General features: G+C 62.6%; 23 protein-coding genes. 16 read left to right on the top strand and 7 right to left on the bottom strand.

Features of this window, described 5'->3' with window-relative positions:
• Positions 1 to 29 precede the first annotated feature (29 nt).
• On the bottom strand, positions 30 to 590 hold the full coding sequence (locus tag G4G27_RS00735) for a hypothetical protein (RefSeq protein ID WP_244624494.1): 561 nt from the start codon (positions 588 to 590) through the stop codon (positions 30 to 32).
• Positions 591 to 710: 120 nt separating this feature from the next.
• Here G4G27_RS00735 and G4G27_RS00730 point away from each other — a divergent pair, with 120 nt between their 5' ends.
• Positions 711 to 2,183, top strand: a complete 1,473-nt coding sequence (locus G4G27_RS00730) for a PLP-dependent aminotransferase family protein (protein ID WP_183111226.1) — start codon at positions 711 to 713, stop codon at positions 2,181 to 2,183.
• A 56-nt stretch (positions 2,184 to 2,239) separates the two neighbouring features.
• Here G4G27_RS00730 and G4G27_RS00725 read toward each other — a convergent pair whose 3' ends face one another.
• The 3 genes from G4G27_RS00725 to G4G27_RS00715 form a co-directional block, all read right to left on the bottom strand.
• Entirely contained in the window at positions 2,240 to 2,491 is a 252-nt protein-coding gene (locus tag G4G27_RS00725; RefSeq protein ID WP_183111224.1) for a hypothetical protein, read from the bottom strand.
• 136 nt (positions 2,492 to 2,627) lie between these two features.
• Positions 2,628 to 2,906 carry a hypothetical protein gene (locus G4G27_RS00720; RefSeq protein WP_183111223.1) on the bottom strand — a complete coding sequence of 93 codons (279 nt, stop codon included), beginning with the start codon at positions 2,904 to 2,906 and terminating at the stop codon, positions 2,628 to 2,630.
• A gap of 119 nt (positions 2,907 to 3,025) precedes the next feature.
• Positions 3,026 to 3,859: an LD-carboxypeptidase gene (locus G4G27_RS00715; RefSeq protein ID WP_183111221.1), complete on the bottom strand. Its 834-nt coding sequence runs from the start codon at positions 3,857 to 3,859 to the stop codon at positions 3,026 to 3,028.
• 104 nt (positions 3,860 to 3,963) lie between these two features.
• On the opposite strand from G4G27_RS00715, the gene G4G27_RS00710 reads away from it, so the two are divergent.
• From G4G27_RS00710 to G4G27_RS00690, 5 genes are all read left to right on the top strand, one after another.
• Positions 3,964 to 5,364 carry a Mur ligase family protein gene (locus G4G27_RS00710; protein WP_183111219.1) on the top strand — a complete coding sequence of 467 codons (1,401 nt, stop codon included), beginning with the start codon at positions 3,964 to 3,966 and terminating at the stop codon, positions 5,362 to 5,364.
• A 66-nt stretch (positions 5,365 to 5,430) separates the two neighbouring features.
• Entirely contained in the window at positions 5,431 to 5,685 is a 255-nt protein-coding gene (locus tag G4G27_RS00705; protein ID WP_183111217.1) for a DUF6356 family protein, read from the top strand.
• A 42-nt stretch (positions 5,686 to 5,727) separates the two neighbouring features.
• A complete protein-coding gene (locus tag G4G27_RS00700; RefSeq protein WP_183111215.1) occupies positions 5,728 to 6,045 on the top strand; it encodes a hypothetical protein in 318 nt (105 codons plus the stop codon).
• 186 nt (positions 6,046 to 6,231) lie between these two features.
• Positions 6,232 to 6,480, top strand: coding sequence for a hypothetical protein (locus tag G4G27_RS00695; RefSeq protein WP_183111213.1), 249 nt, complete (start codon positions 6,232 to 6,234; stop codon positions 6,478 to 6,480).
• A 17-nt stretch (positions 6,481 to 6,497) separates the two neighbouring features.
• Positions 6,498 to 7,841: a L,D-transpeptidase family protein gene (locus G4G27_RS00690; protein ID WP_244624493.1), complete on the top strand. Its 1,344-nt coding sequence runs from the start codon at positions 6,498 to 6,500 to the stop codon at positions 7,839 to 7,841.
• Between the two features lie 154 nt (positions 7,842 to 7,995).
• Here the strand turns inward: G4G27_RS00690 and G4G27_RS00685 are convergent, their stop codons facing one another.
• Together G4G27_RS00685 and rhuM are read right to left on the bottom strand one after the other, a co-directional pair.
• Positions 7,996 to 8,604: a hypothetical protein gene (locus G4G27_RS00685; protein WP_183111211.1), complete on the bottom strand. Its 609-nt coding sequence runs from the start codon at positions 8,602 to 8,604 to the stop codon at positions 7,996 to 7,998.
• Between the two features lie 184 nt (positions 8,605 to 8,788).
• A complete protein-coding gene (gene rhuM, locus G4G27_RS00680) occupies positions 8,789 to 9,805 on the bottom strand; it encodes a RhuM family protein (RefSeq protein WP_183111210.1) in 1,017 nt (338 codons plus the stop codon).
• A 754-nt stretch (positions 9,806 to 10,559) separates the two neighbouring features.
• On the opposite strand from rhuM, the gene G4G27_RS00675 reads away from it, so the two are divergent.
• The 10 genes from G4G27_RS00675 to G4G27_RS00630 all read left to right on the top strand — a co-directional run bounded on the left by G4G27_RS00675 (position 10,560) and on the right by G4G27_RS00630 (position 16,878).
• Positions 10,560 to 10,976, top strand: coding sequence for a hypothetical protein (locus G4G27_RS00675; protein ID WP_183111208.1), 417 nt, complete (start codon positions 10,560 to 10,562; stop codon positions 10,974 to 10,976).
• A complete protein-coding gene (locus tag G4G27_RS00670) occupies positions 10,973 to 11,182 on the top strand; it encodes a helix-turn-helix transcriptional regulator (protein ID WP_183111206.1) in 210 nt (69 codons plus the stop codon). The genes G4G27_RS00675 and G4G27_RS00670 overlap by 4 nt, the downstream gene beginning before the upstream one ends.
• The gene (locus G4G27_RS00665; RefSeq protein ID WP_183111204.1) at positions 11,179 to 12,114 is read left to right on the top strand and encodes an alpha/beta hydrolase; all 936 of its coding nucleotides are present in this window, start codon (positions 11,179 to 11,181) and stop codon (positions 12,112 to 12,114) included. The genes G4G27_RS00670 and G4G27_RS00665 overlap by 4 nt, the downstream gene beginning before the upstream one ends.
• 29 nt (positions 12,115 to 12,143) lie before the next feature.
• On the top strand, positions 12,144 to 12,548 hold the full coding sequence (locus G4G27_RS00660; protein WP_183111202.1) for a hypothetical protein: 405 nt from the start codon (positions 12,144 to 12,146) through the stop codon (positions 12,546 to 12,548).
• Positions 12,549 to 12,681: 133 nt separating this feature from the next.
• Complete coding sequence (locus tag G4G27_RS00655; RefSeq protein ID WP_183111200.1) at positions 12,682 to 13,410, top strand: alpha/beta hydrolase; 729 nt, start codon at positions 12,682 to 12,684, stop codon at positions 13,408 to 13,410.
• Positions 13,407 to 14,162, top strand: a complete 756-nt coding sequence (locus G4G27_RS00650; protein WP_183111198.1) for a hypothetical protein — start codon at positions 13,407 to 13,409, stop codon at positions 14,160 to 14,162. The genes G4G27_RS00655 and G4G27_RS00650 overlap by 4 nt, the downstream gene beginning before the upstream one ends.
• A gap of 75 nt (positions 14,163 to 14,237) precedes the next feature.
• Complete coding sequence (locus G4G27_RS00645) at positions 14,238 to 14,651, top strand: VOC family protein (RefSeq protein WP_183111196.1); 414 nt, start codon at positions 14,238 to 14,240, stop codon at positions 14,649 to 14,651.
• A gap of 4 nt (positions 14,652 to 14,655) precedes the next feature.
• Positions 14,656 to 15,711: a nitronate monooxygenase gene (locus G4G27_RS00640; RefSeq protein WP_183111194.1), complete on the top strand. Its 1,056-nt coding sequence runs from the start codon at positions 14,656 to 14,658 to the stop codon at positions 15,709 to 15,711.
• Positions 15,708 to 16,442 carry a hydroxyacylglutathione hydrolase gene (gene gloB / locus G4G27_RS00635; RefSeq protein WP_183111183.1) on the top strand — a complete coding sequence of 245 codons (735 nt, stop codon included), beginning with the start codon at positions 15,708 to 15,710 and terminating at the stop codon, positions 16,440 to 16,442. Before G4G27_RS00640 ends, gloB begins: the two co-directional genes overlap by 4 nt.
• A 55-nt stretch (positions 16,443 to 16,497) precedes the next feature.
• Positions 16,498 to 16,878, top strand: coding sequence for a DUF6491 family protein (locus G4G27_RS00630; RefSeq protein ID WP_244624746.1), 381 nt, complete (start codon positions 16,498 to 16,500; stop codon positions 16,876 to 16,878).
• A gap of 14 nt (positions 16,879 to 16,892) precedes the next feature.
• Here the strand turns inward: G4G27_RS00630 and G4G27_RS00625 are convergent, their stop codons facing one another.
• On the bottom strand, positions 16,893 to 19,025 hold the full coding sequence (locus G4G27_RS00625; RefSeq protein WP_183111181.1) for a S9 family peptidase: 2,133 nt from the start codon (positions 19,023 to 19,025) through the stop codon (positions 16,893 to 16,895).
• Between the last annotated feature and the right edge of the window lie 36 nt (positions 19,026 to 19,061).

The raw sequence follows: 19,061 nt of genomic DNA, 5'->3' as shown, positions 1-19,061 counted from the left end.
GGCGACGACGTCGGCCGCTGTCGCCCGCGCTACAGATTTGCGGGAACGGCTCGTTCGGGAACAGGGTCCTTACGGCCCAAAGTGAAGAATGGGATCGAGTAATGCACCACCCAGCCGATGGTCAGCGCGTAAAGAATCGTGCCCACGCCAACGGTGCCGCCCATCGCCCAGCCCGCGGCCAGAACACTCAGCTCGATCGCCGTACGCACGAGTTTGATCGGCCAGCCGGTCCGGCCCGCTATACCGGTCATCAGGCCGTCGCGCGGTCCGGCGCCAAGGCCCGCGCCGATATAGGCGCCCCCCGCGATACCGTTCAGCGCGATCCCCGCGATCAGAAAGGCGAAGCGCAAGGGGTATCCATCCGGCGCGGGCAGGATCGGGAGCGACAAATCGACCACCGTGCCGATGATGATGATATTGAGGATGGTGCCGATGCCGGGGCGCTGTCGCAATGGAATCCACAGTAGCAACACGATCAGACCGAGTAGATTGACCGTCATGCCGAAGCTGAGCCCGATGCGCGGCGCCAGTCCCTGATGCAGCACGTCCCAAGGATCGAGCCCCAGATTTGCACGCAGCATGAGTGCCATGGAGAAGCCATAAAGCGAAAGGCCCCAAAAGAGCTGAACAAGGCGTTGTCTGATCATATTAAAAGCCAATAATATTAATTGGCATTGTTTTTAAGGTCCATTCCGAAGATATTGGCCCTCATGAACGTCAGCACCCTGAGCCCGGCCTCGCTCGTACGCATGCTTGGCGCATGGCGCGGCAGCGCGGGCGGCGGCCCAGCCTATCGCCAGCTTGCCAGCGCATTGCGTTTGCTGATTCTCGACGGCCGGATCGGTCTTGGCGTCCGGATCGGCGGCGAGCGCGATCTGGCGCGGGCATTGGGTGTGAGCCGCACCACCGTCACGGCCGCTTTCGAGTTGTTGCGCGATGAGGGATTTTTGCTGAGCCGACAGGGATCGGGCAGTGTCACACGCCTGCCGGGTATCGTAGCACATGGCGCGACACGCGATCCGGCGGAAATACTCACTGAAGCGGGACCGGACGTCATCGATTGGACGAAAGCCGTGCTGCCCGCTCCGCAGGCCGTCTGGCACGCTTACGAACAGGCACTGGGTCAGATGCCGGCCTTCCTGTCGGGCTTTGGTTATGAGGTGCTCGGCGTTGAGCGTCTGAGACTGGCGATCGCGGCGGACTATGTCGCGCGCGGCTGCCCGACGACGCCGGATCAGATCCTCGTCACCAGTGGCGCGCAGCACGCCCTCACCTTGCTGCTGCATCTGTTAGCCGGGCCGGGCGACCGCGTCGTGATCGACCATCCGACCTATCACAACGCGATCGCCGCGATCCTCCAGCATAACTGCGTCCCGGTGCCGGTCGGGCTTCCCGCCACCGGCTGGGATATCGACGCGATCCATGCCGCCTTTCGCCAGACCGGGCCGCGCTTCGCCTATATCATCGCCGATTTCCACAATCCCACCGGCCGCCTCATGGACAACGACGCGCGCGCCGCGTTGGTGCGGGCGGCACACGCGACGCACACGCCACTGGTGATCGACGAGACGATGGCGGCGGTCGCGCTCGACGCGGCGGCCCCGTCGCCCGTGGCAGCATATGACGCGGACGGCCACACGGTGATCAGCATCGGATCGGTCAGCAAGCGCTTTTGGGGGGGCTTGAGGATCGGCTGGGTGCGAGCCGATGCGCAGACGGTCGTCGCGCTGGGTCGCCTCCGCGCGACGCTCGACATGGCGACCCCGATCATGGACCAGCTCGCGGTCGCCGCGCTGCTTGACGGCAGCATCGGGGGAAATGACACAACCGCTGACATTCGCGCGCGCCGCAACCATCTGGTCGCGCGGCTCGCCGACGTGCTGCCGAACTGGAATGTGCAGGTGCCATCGGGTGGCTTCATGCTGTGGGCGGAAATGCCGCGCCCCGAGGCATCGGCGCTGGCGGCCATGGCGCAAAGCCTTTCGCTGCGCATCACGCCCGGGCCGCGTTTCGGCGTCAATGGTGCGTTCGAACGCTTTGTCCGCCTGCCCTTCACGCTACCGGAAGTCGATCTCGACCGTGCGGTCGATCGTCTGGCGCTGGCCGCCGCGCAATTGCGCATGCGCCATCCGCGGCTGCCCGATCCGGCGACGTGGGAACTGGAAGCGGAACGCGTCCTTTAACCCGCCCCGTGAAAGGCTACCTGCGGCCGCGGACATCGCGGCAAGCCTGTGGATACCTATCCGGCAAGGCTCTCTTCATCGGCAAAGCGCGCCGCCAGTGCCGCGATCTCGGCCGGCTCGAGCAGCCAGGTCCGTGTCTTCTGGCCGGCACGCGCCACCGGCTGGGTGAGCAATATCCGGGCATCGGCGCGATGCTCGATCTTCAATGCGGTGAAATGCCTGACGCATTCGCGCAGCGGAGCGATCAACGGCACCGTTCCCGTCAAGTCGATAAGCGTAGCCAACTGGTTCTCGGTGTCGGGAGTCATGTCGATGCCTCATGTGAATGCGCGGACGATCGCGCGACGTTGGATATCGGGCTCATGTCGGACTGGCATGGGCGATCGTCAACTCGAGCCTGTCGCCCGAAACGCAATGGCGCGCGCAGATGATCAGAGCGCCCAGTCATACCCAAGGCCGGACTCCACTGGTCGAGGAGCGCGCCTTCAACCTTCTGAAAATGAGGGCAAAACTCACAAGGAATGCAAGCGGCGCGGTATACAGGGCAATGAGCCCGATCATCGCCAACATGAAGCCATAGCTGGCAGCCTGCTCGACGGTATCGCAGAAGAATGACGGCAGGGTGGCGATGGCAATGATGATCGCGGGCGTGAGGAGACCGGAACATATGATTGTCAGCGCCAGCCAATGGCGAGGCAAAAGGTGCCGGAGCAGGGCCGTCACCAGGGCAGCCACAATGCATTGCATCGTTGCGATCGCAAGAATTATCAGCGCTATCGCCCAGTCCCCAGCAGTCAGATCCCGGGTTACGAGATACCCGCATTATCCGATGACGCGCAACCTCACGCCACCCCGAACGGCACCACGCAATTGTCGGCATAATGGCCGATCTGCGCGCGGCCGAGATAGGGCACGCCCATTTCCGCGCACCAGCGCACGATCATCTGTTCGGGCGTTTCGTTGAAGGTCACGTCATTGTCGATCACGTCGTTGACCTGGCCGAGGCGGACGCCGGCGATGCCCTTCAACTGCGTCGCATGCGCCATGGTGAAAAGCATGCGATCGACGCGGTAAAGCGGTTCGCTCACTTCCTCGATCATCAGCACATGATCGGTCAGGTCGGGCAGATATTTCGAACCGATCAGCGAGGTCAGGATCGACAGGTTGAACGCGGCGTGCGGACGCCTGCTCCCCGCCGGGCTGTCGATCGTCGGTTCCAGTGACTTGCGGTCGCCATTGACCAGCCAGGCGAGCGCCCGTGAAACACAATGCGCCGCATCGTTCTTGCGTCCCACCTCGCTCGGCATCGGGCCGTGCGCGGGACGGCCGATGCGCCGCGCATAAAGCGCGCCGAGCATGAAACCCATGTCGGAATAACCGAGATAGGTCTTGCGCTTCGCCGCCGCGTTGAGCTGCGGCAGGATCGTCTCGAGGATCCGGTTCGATCCATAACCGCCGCGCGCGAACCAGATCGCGTCGATCCCGGCATCGTTGGCGAATTCGAGGAAGGCGGCGGCGCGCACCGCATCGGAGCCGGCGAAATGACCCTCGACCATGAAACATTGCGGATGGAAGACGATATCGACCTCCGGAAAGGTCAGCGCGATCAGCGCCTTGACGCGGTTCTCGACCAGGATGTCGATCGACCGTGCCGGGCTCACTACTCCGATGCGCATTCGTTCGACGCCTTTCCGTACAATCCAAAGCCGGCCCGTACAATCCAAAGCCGGAGGAACGGGCGACTTGCCCCTGCTCCGAAATGCCGCGATAGCGCGCGCTCATGGCTGACGGCAAATCCTACTTCTTCGTCGGGATCGGCGGCAGCGGCATGATGCCGCTGGCGATGATCCTGGCCGGACGCGGCGCGCGCGTCGCCGGATCGGACCGCACGCTCGACCAGGCGCGCTTGCCGACCAAGTTCGCCGACTTGCGCGCGCGCGGCGTCGCGCTGTTCCCACAGGATGGCAGCGGCATCACCAGCACCGACCAGATCGTCGTCGCCTCCGCCGCGGTTGAATCGACCGTCGCCGATATCGTCGCGGCCGACCGCGTCGGCGCGACGCGGATGAGCCGCGCGGAATTGCTCGCCAGCCTGTTCAACGCCAGCGACCTGTCGATCGGCGTCGCGGGAACCAGCGGCAAATCGACCGTGACCGGCATGATCGGCTGGATCCTCCACGCGTGCGGCCGCGACCCGACGGTGATGAACGGCGCGGTGATGAAGAATTTCGCCGGCCCCGATGCTCCCTTTGCCAGCGCATTGGTTGGCGCCGGGGAGGCGTTCGTCAGCGAAGTCGACGAAAGCGACGGATCGATCGCGCTCTATCATCCGCACATCGCGGTGCTCAACAATGTCACGCTCGATCACAAGTCGCTCGACGAGTTGCGCCAGCTGTTCGGCGATTTCGCGGGCAAGGCGCGGGCGGTTTTGGTCAATATCGGCGATACCGAAACGGCATTGCTTGCCGCCGCACTGGATCGCGGCCGGATCACCACCTTCGCGGTCGAGGCGCCCGCCGAATTGACCGCCGAGGCGCTCACGCCCGAGCCGTTCGCGATCGGCTTCGACCTGGTCACCGGCGGTGAGCGCCATCAGGTGCGGCTGTCGGTGCCCGGCCGCCATAACGTCTCGAACGCGCTGGCGGCGATCGGTGCGGCGGTAGCCGCCGGCGTGTCTTTGGCTGAGACGATCGCCGCGATCGAGGGTTTCACCGGTCTCAAACGCCGCTTCGAGCTGGTCGGCGAAGCGGGCGGTGTCAGCGTCATCGACGATTTCGGCCATAACCCGGACAAGATCGCCGCGACGCTTGACACGCTGCACGCTTTTCCCGGGCGATTGCTGATTCTGTTCCAGCCGCACGGCTATGGCCCACTCAAGGTGATGCGGTCGGAACTGGTCGCGATGCTTGCGGCAAAACTCCGCGCGGACGACCTGCTCGTGCTGCCCGACCCGGTCTATCAGGGCGGTACGGTTTCGCGCGAGGTGACCAGCGCGGACATCATCGCCGATGTCGTGGCCGCCGGAGGAAATGCACTGCACATCGCCGATCGCGCCGATGCCGCCGCGGCGCTGACCGATCAGGCGCGACCCGGCGACCGCATCGTCGTGATGGGCGCACGCGACGACACGCTGAGCCAGCTGGCGGCCGAAATGCTGGCGCGAATTGCCGCCAGAGGCTGACAAGCGGCGGCGCCCATGATAGGGGCCTATGATAGGGCCGCTGGCCTGCAACGAAGAGGATCGCCCATGTTTCGCCGCCTGTTTCTCGATCATCCGGAGTCGGTCGGTGAGAGTTTTGGCGAGCATTTCGGGGTCGCATCGCGCTTCGGTTTCCGCATGGTGCGCGGCGGGCTTGGCTGCATGCTCCACGCCTGGCTGCCCTTCGCGTTCAAGACCGCGGGCAGCGATGCAGTGAAGGAATTGCACGAACAGCTCGTCGCCAAGCGCGGCGCGATTCGTGCGGCGCAGACCCAAATGACGACAGTCGAATATGTGATCTGATCGCGGGCGGGTTTTCTTCCGATCTTAAAGGGAGGCTCCCTGATGCATGCCGTCTATCTCGTGGCGCCGGGTCCGAGACCGTTTTTCGGCGATGTCGCTGAGCATCTCTGGGGCCGAGACAGCGATTTCGATTCTGATGGCAACGACGATCAACCGCCCGCAGATGGCTGGACCGAGCTTACCGTCACGCTCCGGCCCGAGTACGAACAACGGGTCGATATTCATCCTTTAGACGAGCTTCAACCTTTGGTTTTGGTCGTACGCTCGGAACACGAAGAACTGGCTAGGAAAGCCGCATCTTTCTTGCAGTCCGAGACTGGAGGCGAACTGCGATATAGCCCGCCGACCGATCGCGCCTGAACCTCTTGTTCGCCAATCGCGAACGTCCACGCCTGAAACTCTGCTCGGTCCGGTTAACCATCCCGCGCGCCGCACCGTCCGTCGCTGGACGGATGACCCGCGCATCGCGGCGGGTTCAGATGATTGCCCCGGGGGGGACCAATGGCGTGCGGCACGTTCCGCACGTTCCTCTAAAGGGAGGTAAGTATGCGTATTCGACCCATCATGCTGGCGGGCCTTGGCGCGCTGACGCTCGCGGCGTGCAACAAGCAGGAACATGTCGCCAGCGCCCCGCCGCCACCGCCCGGCGCCGTGCCCGGCAGCACCGCCGCCGACCGTGACGGCGACGGCATCATTGACGGTTATTACACCGCCGACGGCATCTATCATCCCAATGCCTTGCCGCCGATGCCCTCCGCGCCGCCGGCCCCGACCCGGTTGGGGGAAAGGGGCTGACCGCTTCGATTTGGGGAATGCGGCCGCGCCGCATTCCCCACGGCTTCGTGCCGCATTATTTGATGATCGCGCTGGCCGTCGCCGGCGCCGGCTGGAGCCCTGCCGCCGCAGCGCCCGCGCGCGACAACAAGTCGATCGCGCGAAGTGGACCGGCGGCGCGTGGCGATGCCATTGCCCTGGCCATCCAGGATAAGGTCGGCGGTTCGCTCAAGCGTTTCTATGCCGAACGCCGCTTTCGCCCGCTCTGGGCATCCGGCGGCAAGATCGGCCGCCCGGCCGACACGTTGATCGGCTTCCTCAGATCCGCCGGGCTCGATAGGCTGAAACCCTCTTCCTACGACATCGACGACCTGCGCGAGACGATCGCTGCGGCGCGTGGCGGCGACCCGCGCGCTGTCGCCCGCGCCGAGCTCGCGCTGTCCGCCACCTTTGCCCGCTACGTCCGCGACCAGCGCGGCAGCGGCGTGCGCATGATCTATGCCGATCGCGCATTGAAGCCGAAGCCGCCAAAGCCGGAGACCGTGCTACGCGCCGCCGCCTTTCCCAAATCGCTCGACGATTATGTGACCGGCATGGGCTGGATGAGTCCGCACTATGTCCGCCTCCGCCAGTTGATGGCGCGCGCCGAAAAGGCCGGGACATCGAAGGAGACGATGAAGCGCCTGGAACTCAATCTCGATCGCGCGCGGCTGCTGCCGGGGCCATGGACCCGGCATGTGGTGGTCGATGCCTCATCCGGGCGGCTCTGGTATTATCAGGGCGGGGAACAGGTCGGCACGATGCGCGTCGTGGTCGGCGCAGAGGAGACGCAGACGCCGATGCTGGTCGGCAATCTGCAATGGGCGATCCTCAACCCGTACTGGAACGTGCCGACCTATCTCGCGCGCCAGAGCATCGCACCCAAGGTCTTGTCGGGGCACTCGCTGGCGTCGCAGCGGATCGAGGCGCTGTCGGACTGGAGCGCGTCCGCGCGCCCCCTGTCCGCCGCGTCGATCGACTGGGCCGCGGTCGCATCGGGCAAGCGCGAAATCCGCCTGCGCGAGCTGCCCGGCGGGGCCAATTCGATGGGCCGGGTCAAATTCCTCTTCCCCAACAAGGAAGGAATATATCTCCACGACACGCCCAATCGCGACTTGCTGGAAAAGGATGATCGTCATTTCAGCAATGGCTGCATCCGGCTCGAAAATGCCGCCGAGCTGGGCCGCTGGCTGCTGCAAAAGCCGATCCGCGCCGGCTCGACCAGGCCGGAACAGGCGGTGCCGCTGCCCGTCCAGGTGCCGGTCTATCTGACCTATCTCACCGCCACCGCGACCGAGCGCGGCGTTGCCTTTCGCCGGGATATTTATGGGCGCGACGGGTGACGGGACACCGCCCCGATCTGCATGCGTTGCGCAGGTTCGTTATCTTCGTCGGATATGGTTTCAGGGATTTTCACGTTTCGCCCTAGGACCGATTTACGCTGGCAGCGACACGACAACGGCCAACGGCTTGGCGATGTTCGAAATTAATATGAGGCTACTCAGGGCGTGATTGAGGCGAGGCTTCTCGTTCTGTCCGAGGGACCGGGTGCGGCACAAGAGAATCTGGTAGAGGAAATTTTGCGAGCGATGGCTTTGGTCGCAACGGAGATGCGTAGTAGACCATGATCTCTCCTAAGAACATCGCCAACTGACAGGCAGCATCAAGATTGCTCACAATATCAGATATATCTGCAAAGCAGTAAACATGAATATTCTTGGGGTTTTTAGATCCCCTCACCCAGCGCGGCTTAGGTTCTTCGCTATAATGATATGTCACGCTATGAGCATGCACTAGCGCATTCCTATTATCTTTTATCCTCCCAAAAGCCTTAATGGAGAATAGAATTCTATCCACTATTTCTCCGTCTTTTTCATGCAACCTGGCGAGAGCGAGTAGAGCATCAGCGCGGGATTGATTGCCAAGCCCTGCTGTATACATCGACCCCGTGTTGAAATCGCCAACGTATTGCCAAAGAAGCACATTGAAATTGTGCTCGGCCCAATTCCATTGAACTACCAAGTGGCTGAGAGCCAGCATTGCAGGCTGAAAATCTTCGTGTTCGTGATAGTCGGGAAAGAAGCCTATATCTGGTTCATCGTTCATGTCAGGTACTTCATGTAAAAGTCGAAGATGAGTGTCTAAAGGGAATACTGAACACACCCCCCTGGCTCACACGACAAGCCTAAATGGTCAACGGAGTTACGGGCGGACGTGGAAGGCGCTAAGTGGTAATTTGACGGGTGAGCCAAAACGGCTGAATAGGCGAGCCGTACTCTCTGCCGATCTATCAAGCCGCTTCGCCTTTGCCGAGGCGCTTGGCCATTAGGTTCCATTCCACCTGAGCATGCTCCTTGGCCTTTTCTCGGAGATAATCCTGATAGCCGGGGAATATCGGATATTCATTTATTGCAAAAAGCTGATCTAGCTTGAGCGAAAGGTCGGCCATTGTAGTGGGTTGCCCCCGCAGGGCCTTGCTTTCTGCGAAGAGTAAGAACTGCTCACACATGATGTGCAGAACGTAAAGCTCATCGGAGAACAGATAATTCTTGCCCACCAAGCAGTCAGCTTTTTTCGGGAAGCGACCTTCAACGACGGTCATGCCCATATTAGGCTTGGTGCCATCGGCACGCTCCAAGACGATCTGGGCCGCTACCTTGCCGGTTGCCGCATACATGAAACGATCCTGGATGCGGGCGTAGAACGAGCGTGCAGCAGACGACGCCTTGTCGTAATCGAGAGCACACTCTTTAAAACAGTCTCGCACGGCGCTGTAAATATTACTTTCTTCCGAGCGAAGTGCTCGCACCTTCGCCGCAAGGTCGCGTAACGCTGATGGTTCCGAGCGGAGGCGCTCCTTGTTTAGAGCGTAGCCGTCAGTGATGTAGGCTTTGAGTATCTGGTTAGCCCACTTGCGAAACTCGGCCGCTTTGGTGCCGTTGACCCGGTAACCGATAACCAGCACAACATCGAGATTGTAGTGCTCGATCTCACGGGCAACCTGCCGGGCGCCTTCTAGCCGAACTATCCGGAAGTTGCGGACTGTTGCCTTTCGCTCAAACTCGTCCGAGTCGTAAAGCGTAGCGAGATGCTCGCTGATGGTATGGACATCCTTACCGAAAAGGTCGGCCATCTGTTTCTGCGTCGCCCAGACCGTTTCCTCTGACCAATCCACATTGAAATCGATCGGCGCGTTCTCACCATCGAACCGCATGAGTTCCATCTCGATCTGTGCGGCTATATCGTTTGCGGCTTCACGGCTCTTCCGGGCCTTGGCGAGAAAGCGCTTCATTTCGTCAGGCGTCATATAAAGGTACCTTTAAATGTACCCCGAACCCTTGACCGCGCCGTCAACGTAATGTCTAACCGGCTTTGCTAATGCGGACTAAGCCCAGAGCTTAGTTTAGATGACGCCAGCTGGATTGCCGTCCAGCTGGCGTTGTTGCGTTGAAGGGGCTGGCCTTCAAAACTGAATTTACCAGTTCTTGGGTTCGCCCCCGAACTCAACCCCAATACATTGGGCGCAACCGCAACGACTCCGCAAGACGGTAAATGACAAATTAGGGACTCGGTTCGTCGCTATTTTGAGTCGGTTCATAGCGCCGAATGTTTCCCGTATGTTCGCGACTCGCGGTCAAAGGCTCGCCCGCGCAAAGGCAAGAGAACAAATACGGAATGAGCAAAATTTACGCCGAACGCCGATTTCCGCGCTTCATGGCGATTATCTCGAGGTTTCCATAGTTCCGCCCTTGAACTTGAGCTTCTTGCCGCACGCCCTCGACAGCCTCTCCCAATCTAATTGCGGGAGCAATCATGATGGCGCCCGCGACCAAAGGTAGCGAGCGTCCGATTTTCGGGGCGTGCCGTTTGCTGCATGGTTCACGGTGTTGGCTTCTAGTAAGCCGCTGAATTTCCGAAAATTCTGGTCTTCGAAGCGGACGCCGGACAACAATCTTTCCGTGGTCATTTGCGACAAGCTTCCCACTCAATATGGAAAGTGTAGTTACAGACAAGCGCCCTTGACTGTAAAGCTTCATTTACAGATTCGAAAGGAGCTTTACATGTCGAAATCCACAGCGCTCCGGCGCTACAACCGAACCGTCATCATTCTCAGCCTGCTTTACGCCTTGTTCCTGTGTGGCGCGGTCTATGGCTTCAACCACAAGCTGCTCGCCGGTCCGGCCGCTTATGTCGCCGCTGTCCTGCCGGCGCCGCCGATCATCGGCATCTTCATTGCGATCGGCCGCTACCTGATCGAGGAAACCGACGAATATGTCCGCATGCTGATGGTGCGGCAGACATTATGGGCGAGCGGTTTCGCGCTCAGCCTCGCGACGATCTGGGGTTTTCTCGAAAGCTTCGACCTCGTCGGCCATATCGACGCCTATTATGTTGCGGTGCTGTGGTTTGGCGGCCTTGGCCTCGGCGCTTGCATGAACAAGCTGATGCTGCGCGGCGATGCGGAGGTGGAGGCATGAAGAACCGCCTCAAGGTGCTTCGCGCCGAACGCGACTGGAGCCAGGGCGATCTCGCCGACCGGCTCGAAGTCTCCCGCCAGAGCGTCAACGCGATCGAGACCGGCCGTTACGATCCTTCGCTGCCGCTCGCCTTCAAGATCGCCGAACTGTTCGACCTGACCATCGAAGACATCTTCACCAGCCCAACCAGGGAATCCGCAATATGATCGCCCATTTCAAAGCCCGCATTCTCGCCAGCGCCATCACCATGCTGGTCATCCTCAACAGCAACCCCGCCCATGCCCAGACCGCCATTGCTCCCGCGCCCGCCGCCAAGGCCGATGCCGCGACCACGCAGCTCGATCACATCTCGATCCAGGTCGTCGGCAGCAAGGGTCCGGCGATCTTCCTGATCCCCGGTCTGTCCTCGCCTCGTGCGGTATGGGACGGCGTGGTGTCCGAGCTGGCAAAAACGCACCGCGTCTATCTGGTCCAGGTCAACGGCTTTGCCGGCGACGAACCGCGCGGCAATCTGAAACCCGGCCTGCTCGACGGCATGGTCGCCGAGCTCGACGGTTATATCGTCAGCGAGAAGATCAAGGATGCGGCATTGGTCGGTCATTCGATGGGCGGACTGGTCGCATTGATGATGGCCAAGGCGCATCCCGACCATGTGTCGCGCGCGATGATCGTCGATTCGCTGCCTTATGTCGGACTGATCTTCAATCCGGGCGCGACGGTCGCGACGATGGAGCCGCAAGCGAAGATGATCCGCGACCAGATGGCGGCGGGATATGGCAAGCCGGCCAACGCCGCCTTTGCTGAGCAGACCGCCAACGGCCTGGCGTTGAAGCCGGAATCGCGCGCCAAGGTGAAGGCATGGGTGATGGCGGCCGATCCGCGGGTCAGCGCCGAAGCGCTGTATGAGGACCTGATCACCGATCTGCGCCCCGATCTCGCGTCGATCACCACGCCATTGACGGTGGTCTATGCCTGGTCGGCGACCCTGCCCAAGGGGCGCGCCGACGCGATGTTCCAGGGCAACTTCAAGGCCGCGCCACATGTCGACTATGTCCCGATCGGCGACACCGCCCACTTCGTGATGCTCGATCAGCCCGATGCGTTCATGACCGCGCTGAACGGGTTTGTGGACAAGTGATTTTCTCGCCCCTGCCCAGGATAAGGCAGGTGCGGATATTGTTTGCGGCATTGTCGGCAGAGGGACATTGTCCTTCTGCCGACATGGTTTTTTCCGCCGCCCGATTCAGATCGCTTTACAGCGGCGTCATGCTCGCTCTCCGCCACCGGATCACGGGCACAAGCCCGACCGGCCGGTTGAATCAGGCAGATATGGAGCCGAGCAGACCGATGATTTCCGCCCCCGCCCTTTCCCGATATTCCCGTAAAGCGCGCGCGAAATTCCCGTTGCGTCGCGCCGATTTTCCCGCAGTTTTTCCCGTGGATTCCCGTAAAGCGCTCGAAAAAGCATTTCCCCGAAAAACTTCCCGCAGCTGCGGGAAAATCGGCAGCGGCGTACCGCATATGCGCGCCATCGGATGGCCACCGATTCAACCCCGCCCGTGCCACCTTTAAGGCCGCCTTCAACGGCACCTCACGGCGCCGTCCGGCTCTTTGACATGACGAACAACACAACGCCGCGCCGCCGCGTGACGCCCTGCTTCAACAGGGATACAATTCCGCCACCACATCCCTTAAGGCCCGCCACATGACCGACCCAGCCCCGCCCCGCCCAGCGCTCGCCTATTACCTGACCGAAGGCACGGGCCCGACCATCGTGTTCCTGCCCGGCTATGCCTCCGACATGACAGGGGCCAAGGCGCTCGCGCTGGAGGCATGGGCCAAGGCTGAGGGCCGCGCGTTCCTGCGGTTCGATTATGGCGGATGCGGACAGAGCGAGGGCGCGTTCGAGGACCAGACGCTGACCGGCTGGCGTGACGACGCCCTGTCGATGATCGAGCAACTGGCGAACGGCCCGGCGGTGCTGGTCGGTTCGTCGATGGGCGGCTGGATCATGCTGCTGATCGCGCGCGACCGGCCGGAGCTGGTCGCCGGGTTGGTCGGGGTAGCGCCGGCGCCCGATTTCACCGACTGGGGCTTCACCACCGATGAGAAGCTGGCGATCCTGTCGGGCGGCAAGGTATCGCGCGCCTCGCCTTATTCGGACCAGCCGACGATCACCACCGCCGCGTTCTGGAATTCGGGCGAGGCGAGCCGGTTGATGTTCGGCGCGATTCCCGTCGATTGCCCGGTGCGGCTGATTCAGGGGCAACTCGATCGCGACGTGCCATGGACGCGCACCGCCCGGCTCGCCGAGATGATCCGTTCAGCCGATGTGCAGACGGTGCTGGTCAAGGATGGCGATCACCGCCTGTCGCGCGATGCCGATATCGCGCTGCTGATCAAAGCGGTCGAGGATGTGATATCGCGCCTATGATCCTTCCCCTGTTGCTGCTCGCCGCCGCTGCCCCCGTTCAGGCGGGGCCGCCCGCCCCCGCCCAGGACCGCTATACCCACTGCCTTGACCTCGCGACCAACGATCCGGCGACGGGCGCGGACGAGGCGGGACGCTGGCAATTGTCGGGCGGCGGATTTCTCGCGCGGCAATGCCTCGGCGTGGCTTATGCCAATAGCGGGAATTGGAACGCCGCCGCGGCCGAGTTCGAGGGCGCGGCGCGGGCGGCGGAACTGGCGAAGGACAAGCGTGCCGCCTTGTTCTGGGCGCAGGGCGGCAACGCCTGGCTCGCCGCGAAGGAGCCGGGCAAGGCGCGCGCGGCGCTCGATGCGGCGCTGGCGGCGGGATCCCTGACCGGGTTGCAACGCGGCGAAGCCTTGCTCGATCGGGGGCGGGCGCAAGTCGCGAGCAATGATCTGGCCGGCGCGCGCGAGGATCTCGACCAGGCGCTGGTCGACGCCGCGGCCGATCCGCTCGCCTGGTTGCTGTCGGCGACACTCGCACGGCGCATGGATGACCTGCCGCGCGCCAGGAAGGACATCGCGGAGGCGCTGAAGCGGTCCGGCGACGACGCCTCGGTACAGCTCGAGGCAGGCAATATCGCCGCGCTTGGCGGTGATGAGGCGGGTGCCAAGGCAGCATGGGGTCAAGCAAGCAAGATCGCGCCCGAGAGCGAGTCTGGTATCGCCGCAAAGGCCGCGCTGGCGCAGTTCGCGACACCAGCCAAGCCCTGATTTTCGAAGCCTGGGTGCTGGCGAGACGTGACACGAACCCCTATCTGAGGCGCGACGCCAGCAAGAGGTCCTGCGATGAAATATCTCCACACGATGATCCGCGTGACCGATCCAGACGCGACGATAAAATTCTTCGAGTTGATCGGGCTGAAGGAAGTGCGGCGGATGGACAGCGAGAAGGGCCGCTTCACGCTGATTTTCCTCGCCGCACCCGGCGACGAGGATGCGCAGGTCGAACTGACGCATAACTGGGATCCGGAAGAATATTCCGGCGGACGCAATTTCGGCCACCTCGCCTATCGCGTCGACAATATCTACGAAACGTGCCAGCGACTGAAAGACGCCGGGGTGACGATCAATCGCCCGCCGCGCGACGGGCATATGGCGTTCGTGCGCAGCCCCGACAATATCTCGGTCGAGCTGTTGCAGGATGGCGTATTGCCGCCGGCCGAACCCTGGGCATCGATGCCCAATACGGGCGAGTGGTAGGATCATGATGGCCGCCGCCGGTTTCCTAAAACTGACCGGCGCGCGGCTGCCCATCGTCCAGGCGCCGATGGCCAATTTCGCGGGACGCGAGTTGGCTATCGCGACGATCGGTTCGGGCGGTGTCGGGTCGCTGGCCTGCGCGGTGCTCGATGCCACGGCGATGGTCGCCGAGGTGACCGCGATCCGCGCCGCGGTTGCCGGGCCGCTCAACCTCAATTTCTTCTGTCACACGCTTGGGGCCCAGCCGGACGAAACGGCCTGGCGCAGCGCGCTCGTTCCCTTTTATGCCGAAGAGGGCGTCGATCCGCCGACCGGCTCGCCGCCGCTGCGCCGGCCGTTCGACCTGGCCATGGCGGAGGCGCTTGACTGGGCGCGGCCGGAGATCGTCAGTTTCCACTTCGGGCTGCCCGACCAGGATCTGCTCGCACGCGTTCGCGCGACGGGCGCACTGATCTTCGGCAATGCGACGACCTTGGCCGAAGCGCGCCATTTGGCCGGACACGGTTGCGATGCCGTGATCGTGCAAGGTGTAGAAGCGGGTGGCCATGCCGGCCATTTCCTCGATGACTATCGCTCCGTGCCGCTCGACGAGCTTCTGCCGCAGGTCGTTTCGGCGATTGATGTGCGGGTGATCGCCGCAGGCGGAATCGCCGACGCGGCGAGCGTGTCGGCGGCAATGGCTCATGGCGCGGCGGCGGTGCAGGCCGGCACCGCCTATCTGCTCACGCCCGAGACATGGACCAGCGCAGTGCATCGGCGGCGGCTGGGGACTGGCAGCGCGGACGATCTGGTCGCGACCAATTTGTTCACTGGCGGCATTGCGCGGGGCCTGCGCAACCGGCTGATCGACGCGCTTGGCCCGATCAACCCGGCCGCGCCGCCTTTCCCCTATGCCAGCGCCGCACTCGCGCCGCTTCGCGCCAAAGCGGAGCGCGAGGGGCGCGGCGATTTCTCGCCGCTTTGGGCAGGCGGTGGCGTGGCGCGGGCACGCGCCGAACCCGCCGCCGATGTCACAACCCGCCTCGGCAATGCGGCACTTAACTTTCGGAGTGAGTCATGACTGACCTTGAGATCGTGCGCATCCCGGCGCTGAGCGACAATTATATCTGGCTGGTCCATGATCAGACATCGGGCGAGACGATGGTGGTCGATCCGGCCGATGCCGCACCGGTGCTGGCCGAGGCGGACAAGCGCGGGTGGCGGATCGGGCAGATCTGGAACACGCACTGGCACCCCGATCATACCGGCGGCAACGCTGCGATCAAGGAAGCGCATGGCGCGGTGGTGACCGGCCCAGCGGCCGAGGCGGCACGGATCCCCACGCTGGATGTCGCGGTCGGTGAAGGCGATACGGTCGCGCTCGGCGCGCATGTCGCGACGGTGATGGAGACGCCCGGACATACCGCCGGACACATCACCTTCCATCTGCCCGAAGACGACCTCGTCTTCACCGGCGACACCTTGTTCGCAATGGGCTGCGGCCGGTTATTCGAGGGCGATGCGGGACAGATGTTCGCCAATATGCAGCGCCTCGCCAAGCTGCCGCCCGAAACGATCGTCTATTGCGCGCACGAATATACCCAGGCGAACGGCCGCTATGCGCGCGTTGCCGAACCCGGCAATGCGGCGATCGTCGACCGCATGGCGACGGTCGATGCGGCGCGCGGCGCGAGCGAACCAACCGTGCCGACGACGATCGCCCTGGAACTGGCGACCAACCCGTTCTTGCGCGCTTCATCCGCAGCGGAACTGGCCGAGCGGCGCGCGGCCAAGGATGCGTTCCGCGGCTGATCCTGCTACAAGCCTGAGCGGGGGGCATGGATCACGGAGAACGCTTGTGCGTATTATGTTGCTCGCCCCGCTGGCGCTGGTCGCCTGCGCCACCACTGCCGACAGCACCGCCGCGAGCGATGCCGAACTGGCGCGCGCGCTGGAGGGCCGTGTCGCCGGGCCACCACAACGCTGCCTCGACGATTTCCGGCGGACCAATCCGCAGATCATCGGCGACCGGACGTTGCTCTATCGCGAATCCGGCCGGCGGATCTGGGTCAATACCTTGCCCGAGGCCTGCCCCGGGCTGAGTTCGGACCGCATTCCGGTGTTCAAAATCTATGGCAGCCAAGTCTGCAAGGGCGACATTTTCGAGACGATCGACCGCAGCGCCGGCTTTCGCGGTGGATCATGCCGGCTGGGTGATTTCGTGCCTTACGAGAAGCCGAAGAGCTAGGCCTTCAAGACTGCTTAAGGCGCCACGCCCAATTCGGTGAGCATGAACGCGGTATATTCGGCTGACTGGTGGAAGCGCTGGAAGCGACCCGATTTGCCGCCATGGCCGGCTTCCATGTTGATGCGGAACACCAATGGCGATGTGCCGGTCGATGTCGCGCGCAACTTGGCGACCCATTTCGCCGGCTCGTAATATTGCACCTGCGAATCCCACAGGCCGGTGCTGACGAACAATGCGGGATAGGCCTGCGCGCTGACCTGATCATAGGGCGAATAGCTCAGCATATAATCATAGGCCGGTTTGCCCGCCGGGTTGCCCCATTCGTCATATTCGTTGGTGGTCAGCGGGATGGTGGCGTCGAGCATCGTCGTCACGACATCGACGAACGGCACTTGCGCGATGATCACGCGGTAATCCTGCGGCGCGATATTGGCGATCCCGCCCATCAGCAGGCCGCCCGCGCTACCACCAAGCGCCGCGACCCGGTCTTTCGCCGCATAACCATTGGCGACGAGATAGCGCGTCACGTCGACAAAGTCGGTGAAGCTGTTCTTCTTGTTCATCAAATGGCCGTCGTCATACCATTTGCGGCCCATTTCCTGACCGCCGCGGATATGCGCGATGGCATAGACCATGCCGCGATCGAGCAGGCTCGGCCAGGAGGCTGAGAAAGAGGGATCCGACGATGCGCCATAACTGCCATAGGCATATTGCAGCAGCGCGCCCTTGCCGTCCTTCTTGAAGCCCTTTTTGTAGACCAGCGAGACAGGGATCTTCGTGCCGTCACGCGCCGGCGCCCAGACACGTTCGGTGACATATTGGCTGGCGTCGTATCCGGGCACCGGCTGAACCTTGAGCACGCGGCGTTCGCCAGTCGCGGCATTGACCTCATAGGTCGTGCCCGGCGTGGTCAGCGAGCCATAGCTATAGCGCAGCCAGGGGGATGCGGGCTCCTCATTGACTCCGATCGACATGACATAGGCCGGCTCGTCGGACTGGACGAAGCTGCTCTTGCCCTTGGCGGGTAACAGGCGAAGCCTTTTATTGCCGCCCGAACGCTCCTCAATCGCGATGAAGCCGTCGAACGGCTTGAAATTCTCGATGAAGACATCGGCGTCGACCGGCACCAGATCGGTCCAGCCGGCACGGCCCAGCTTCGCTTTCGAATCGTCCGCAACCATCAGCTTGTAATTGGGGGCGTTCCAGTCGGTCCTGACGATCCAGCGCGTGCCGATATGGTCGGCATCGTAGCGGAACTCGCGCTCGCGTGGCGCGACAATGCCGAATTCACCGGGCGTTTTGGCACCCATTGTATTGGCTGGCGTGCAACGCTGTTCATTGCTGACCGTGCTTTGCAACTGGATACAGATATATTTGTCGTCGCTGGTACGGCTTAGCCCCATATAGAAGCTGTCATCCTTCTCCTCATAGACCAGCGTATCGGCCGACGCGGGCGTACCCAGCACATGTGCCTTGACCCGCTTGCTGAGCAGGGTGACCGGGTCCTTTTCGACATAGTAGATCGTCCTGTTGTCGTCGCCCCAGACCAGATTGGGTTCGACATTGGGCACGAGATCGGCATGCATCGCGCCAGTTGCGATATCCTTCACCTTGAGCACATATTGACGCCGGCCGACGGTATCCTCGGCCCAGGCGAGCAATTTGTTGTCTGGGCTGACGGTCTGCGACGCGGCCTGGAAAAACCCTTTGCCGGCGGCGAGTTTGGGCTGGTCGAGCAGCATTTCCTCCGGCGCCTGCATACTGCCCTTGCGCCGCGCGACGACCGGATAATCCGCGCCGGTTTCGAAGCGCGTGTAATAATAATAGCCGTTCTTCAGATAGGGGACCGTACTGTCATCCTGTTTGATGCGCCCGACGACCTCATTGTAGAGCGTGTCCTGCAGCTTTTTGGTGGGCGCGAGGACCGTGTCGGCATAGCTGTTCTCGGCCGCAAGATAGGCCAGCATATCGGGATTCTTGCGCGTGTCGTCGCGCAGCCAATAATAGTCGTCCTGGCGGGTCGCGCCGAACGGGGCCTTGATCTCATGGGGCTTTTTCGCGGCAATCGGGGGCTTGGGTGCATCCTGCGCGACGGCGGGAGACGTGAGGGCAACTGCCAGGCTCAGCGCGACGAATGGATGCTTCACGAACGACTCCCGATACGGATTTGGCGGGAGGCTAGC

Source organism: Sphingomonas sp. So64.6b, assembly GCF_014171475.1.
Lineage (GTDB): Bacteria > Pseudomonadota > Alphaproteobacteria > Sphingomonadales > Sphingomonadaceae > Sphingomonas > Sphingomonas alpina_A.
This window is presented reverse-complemented; position numbering and strand designations above follow the sequence as displayed.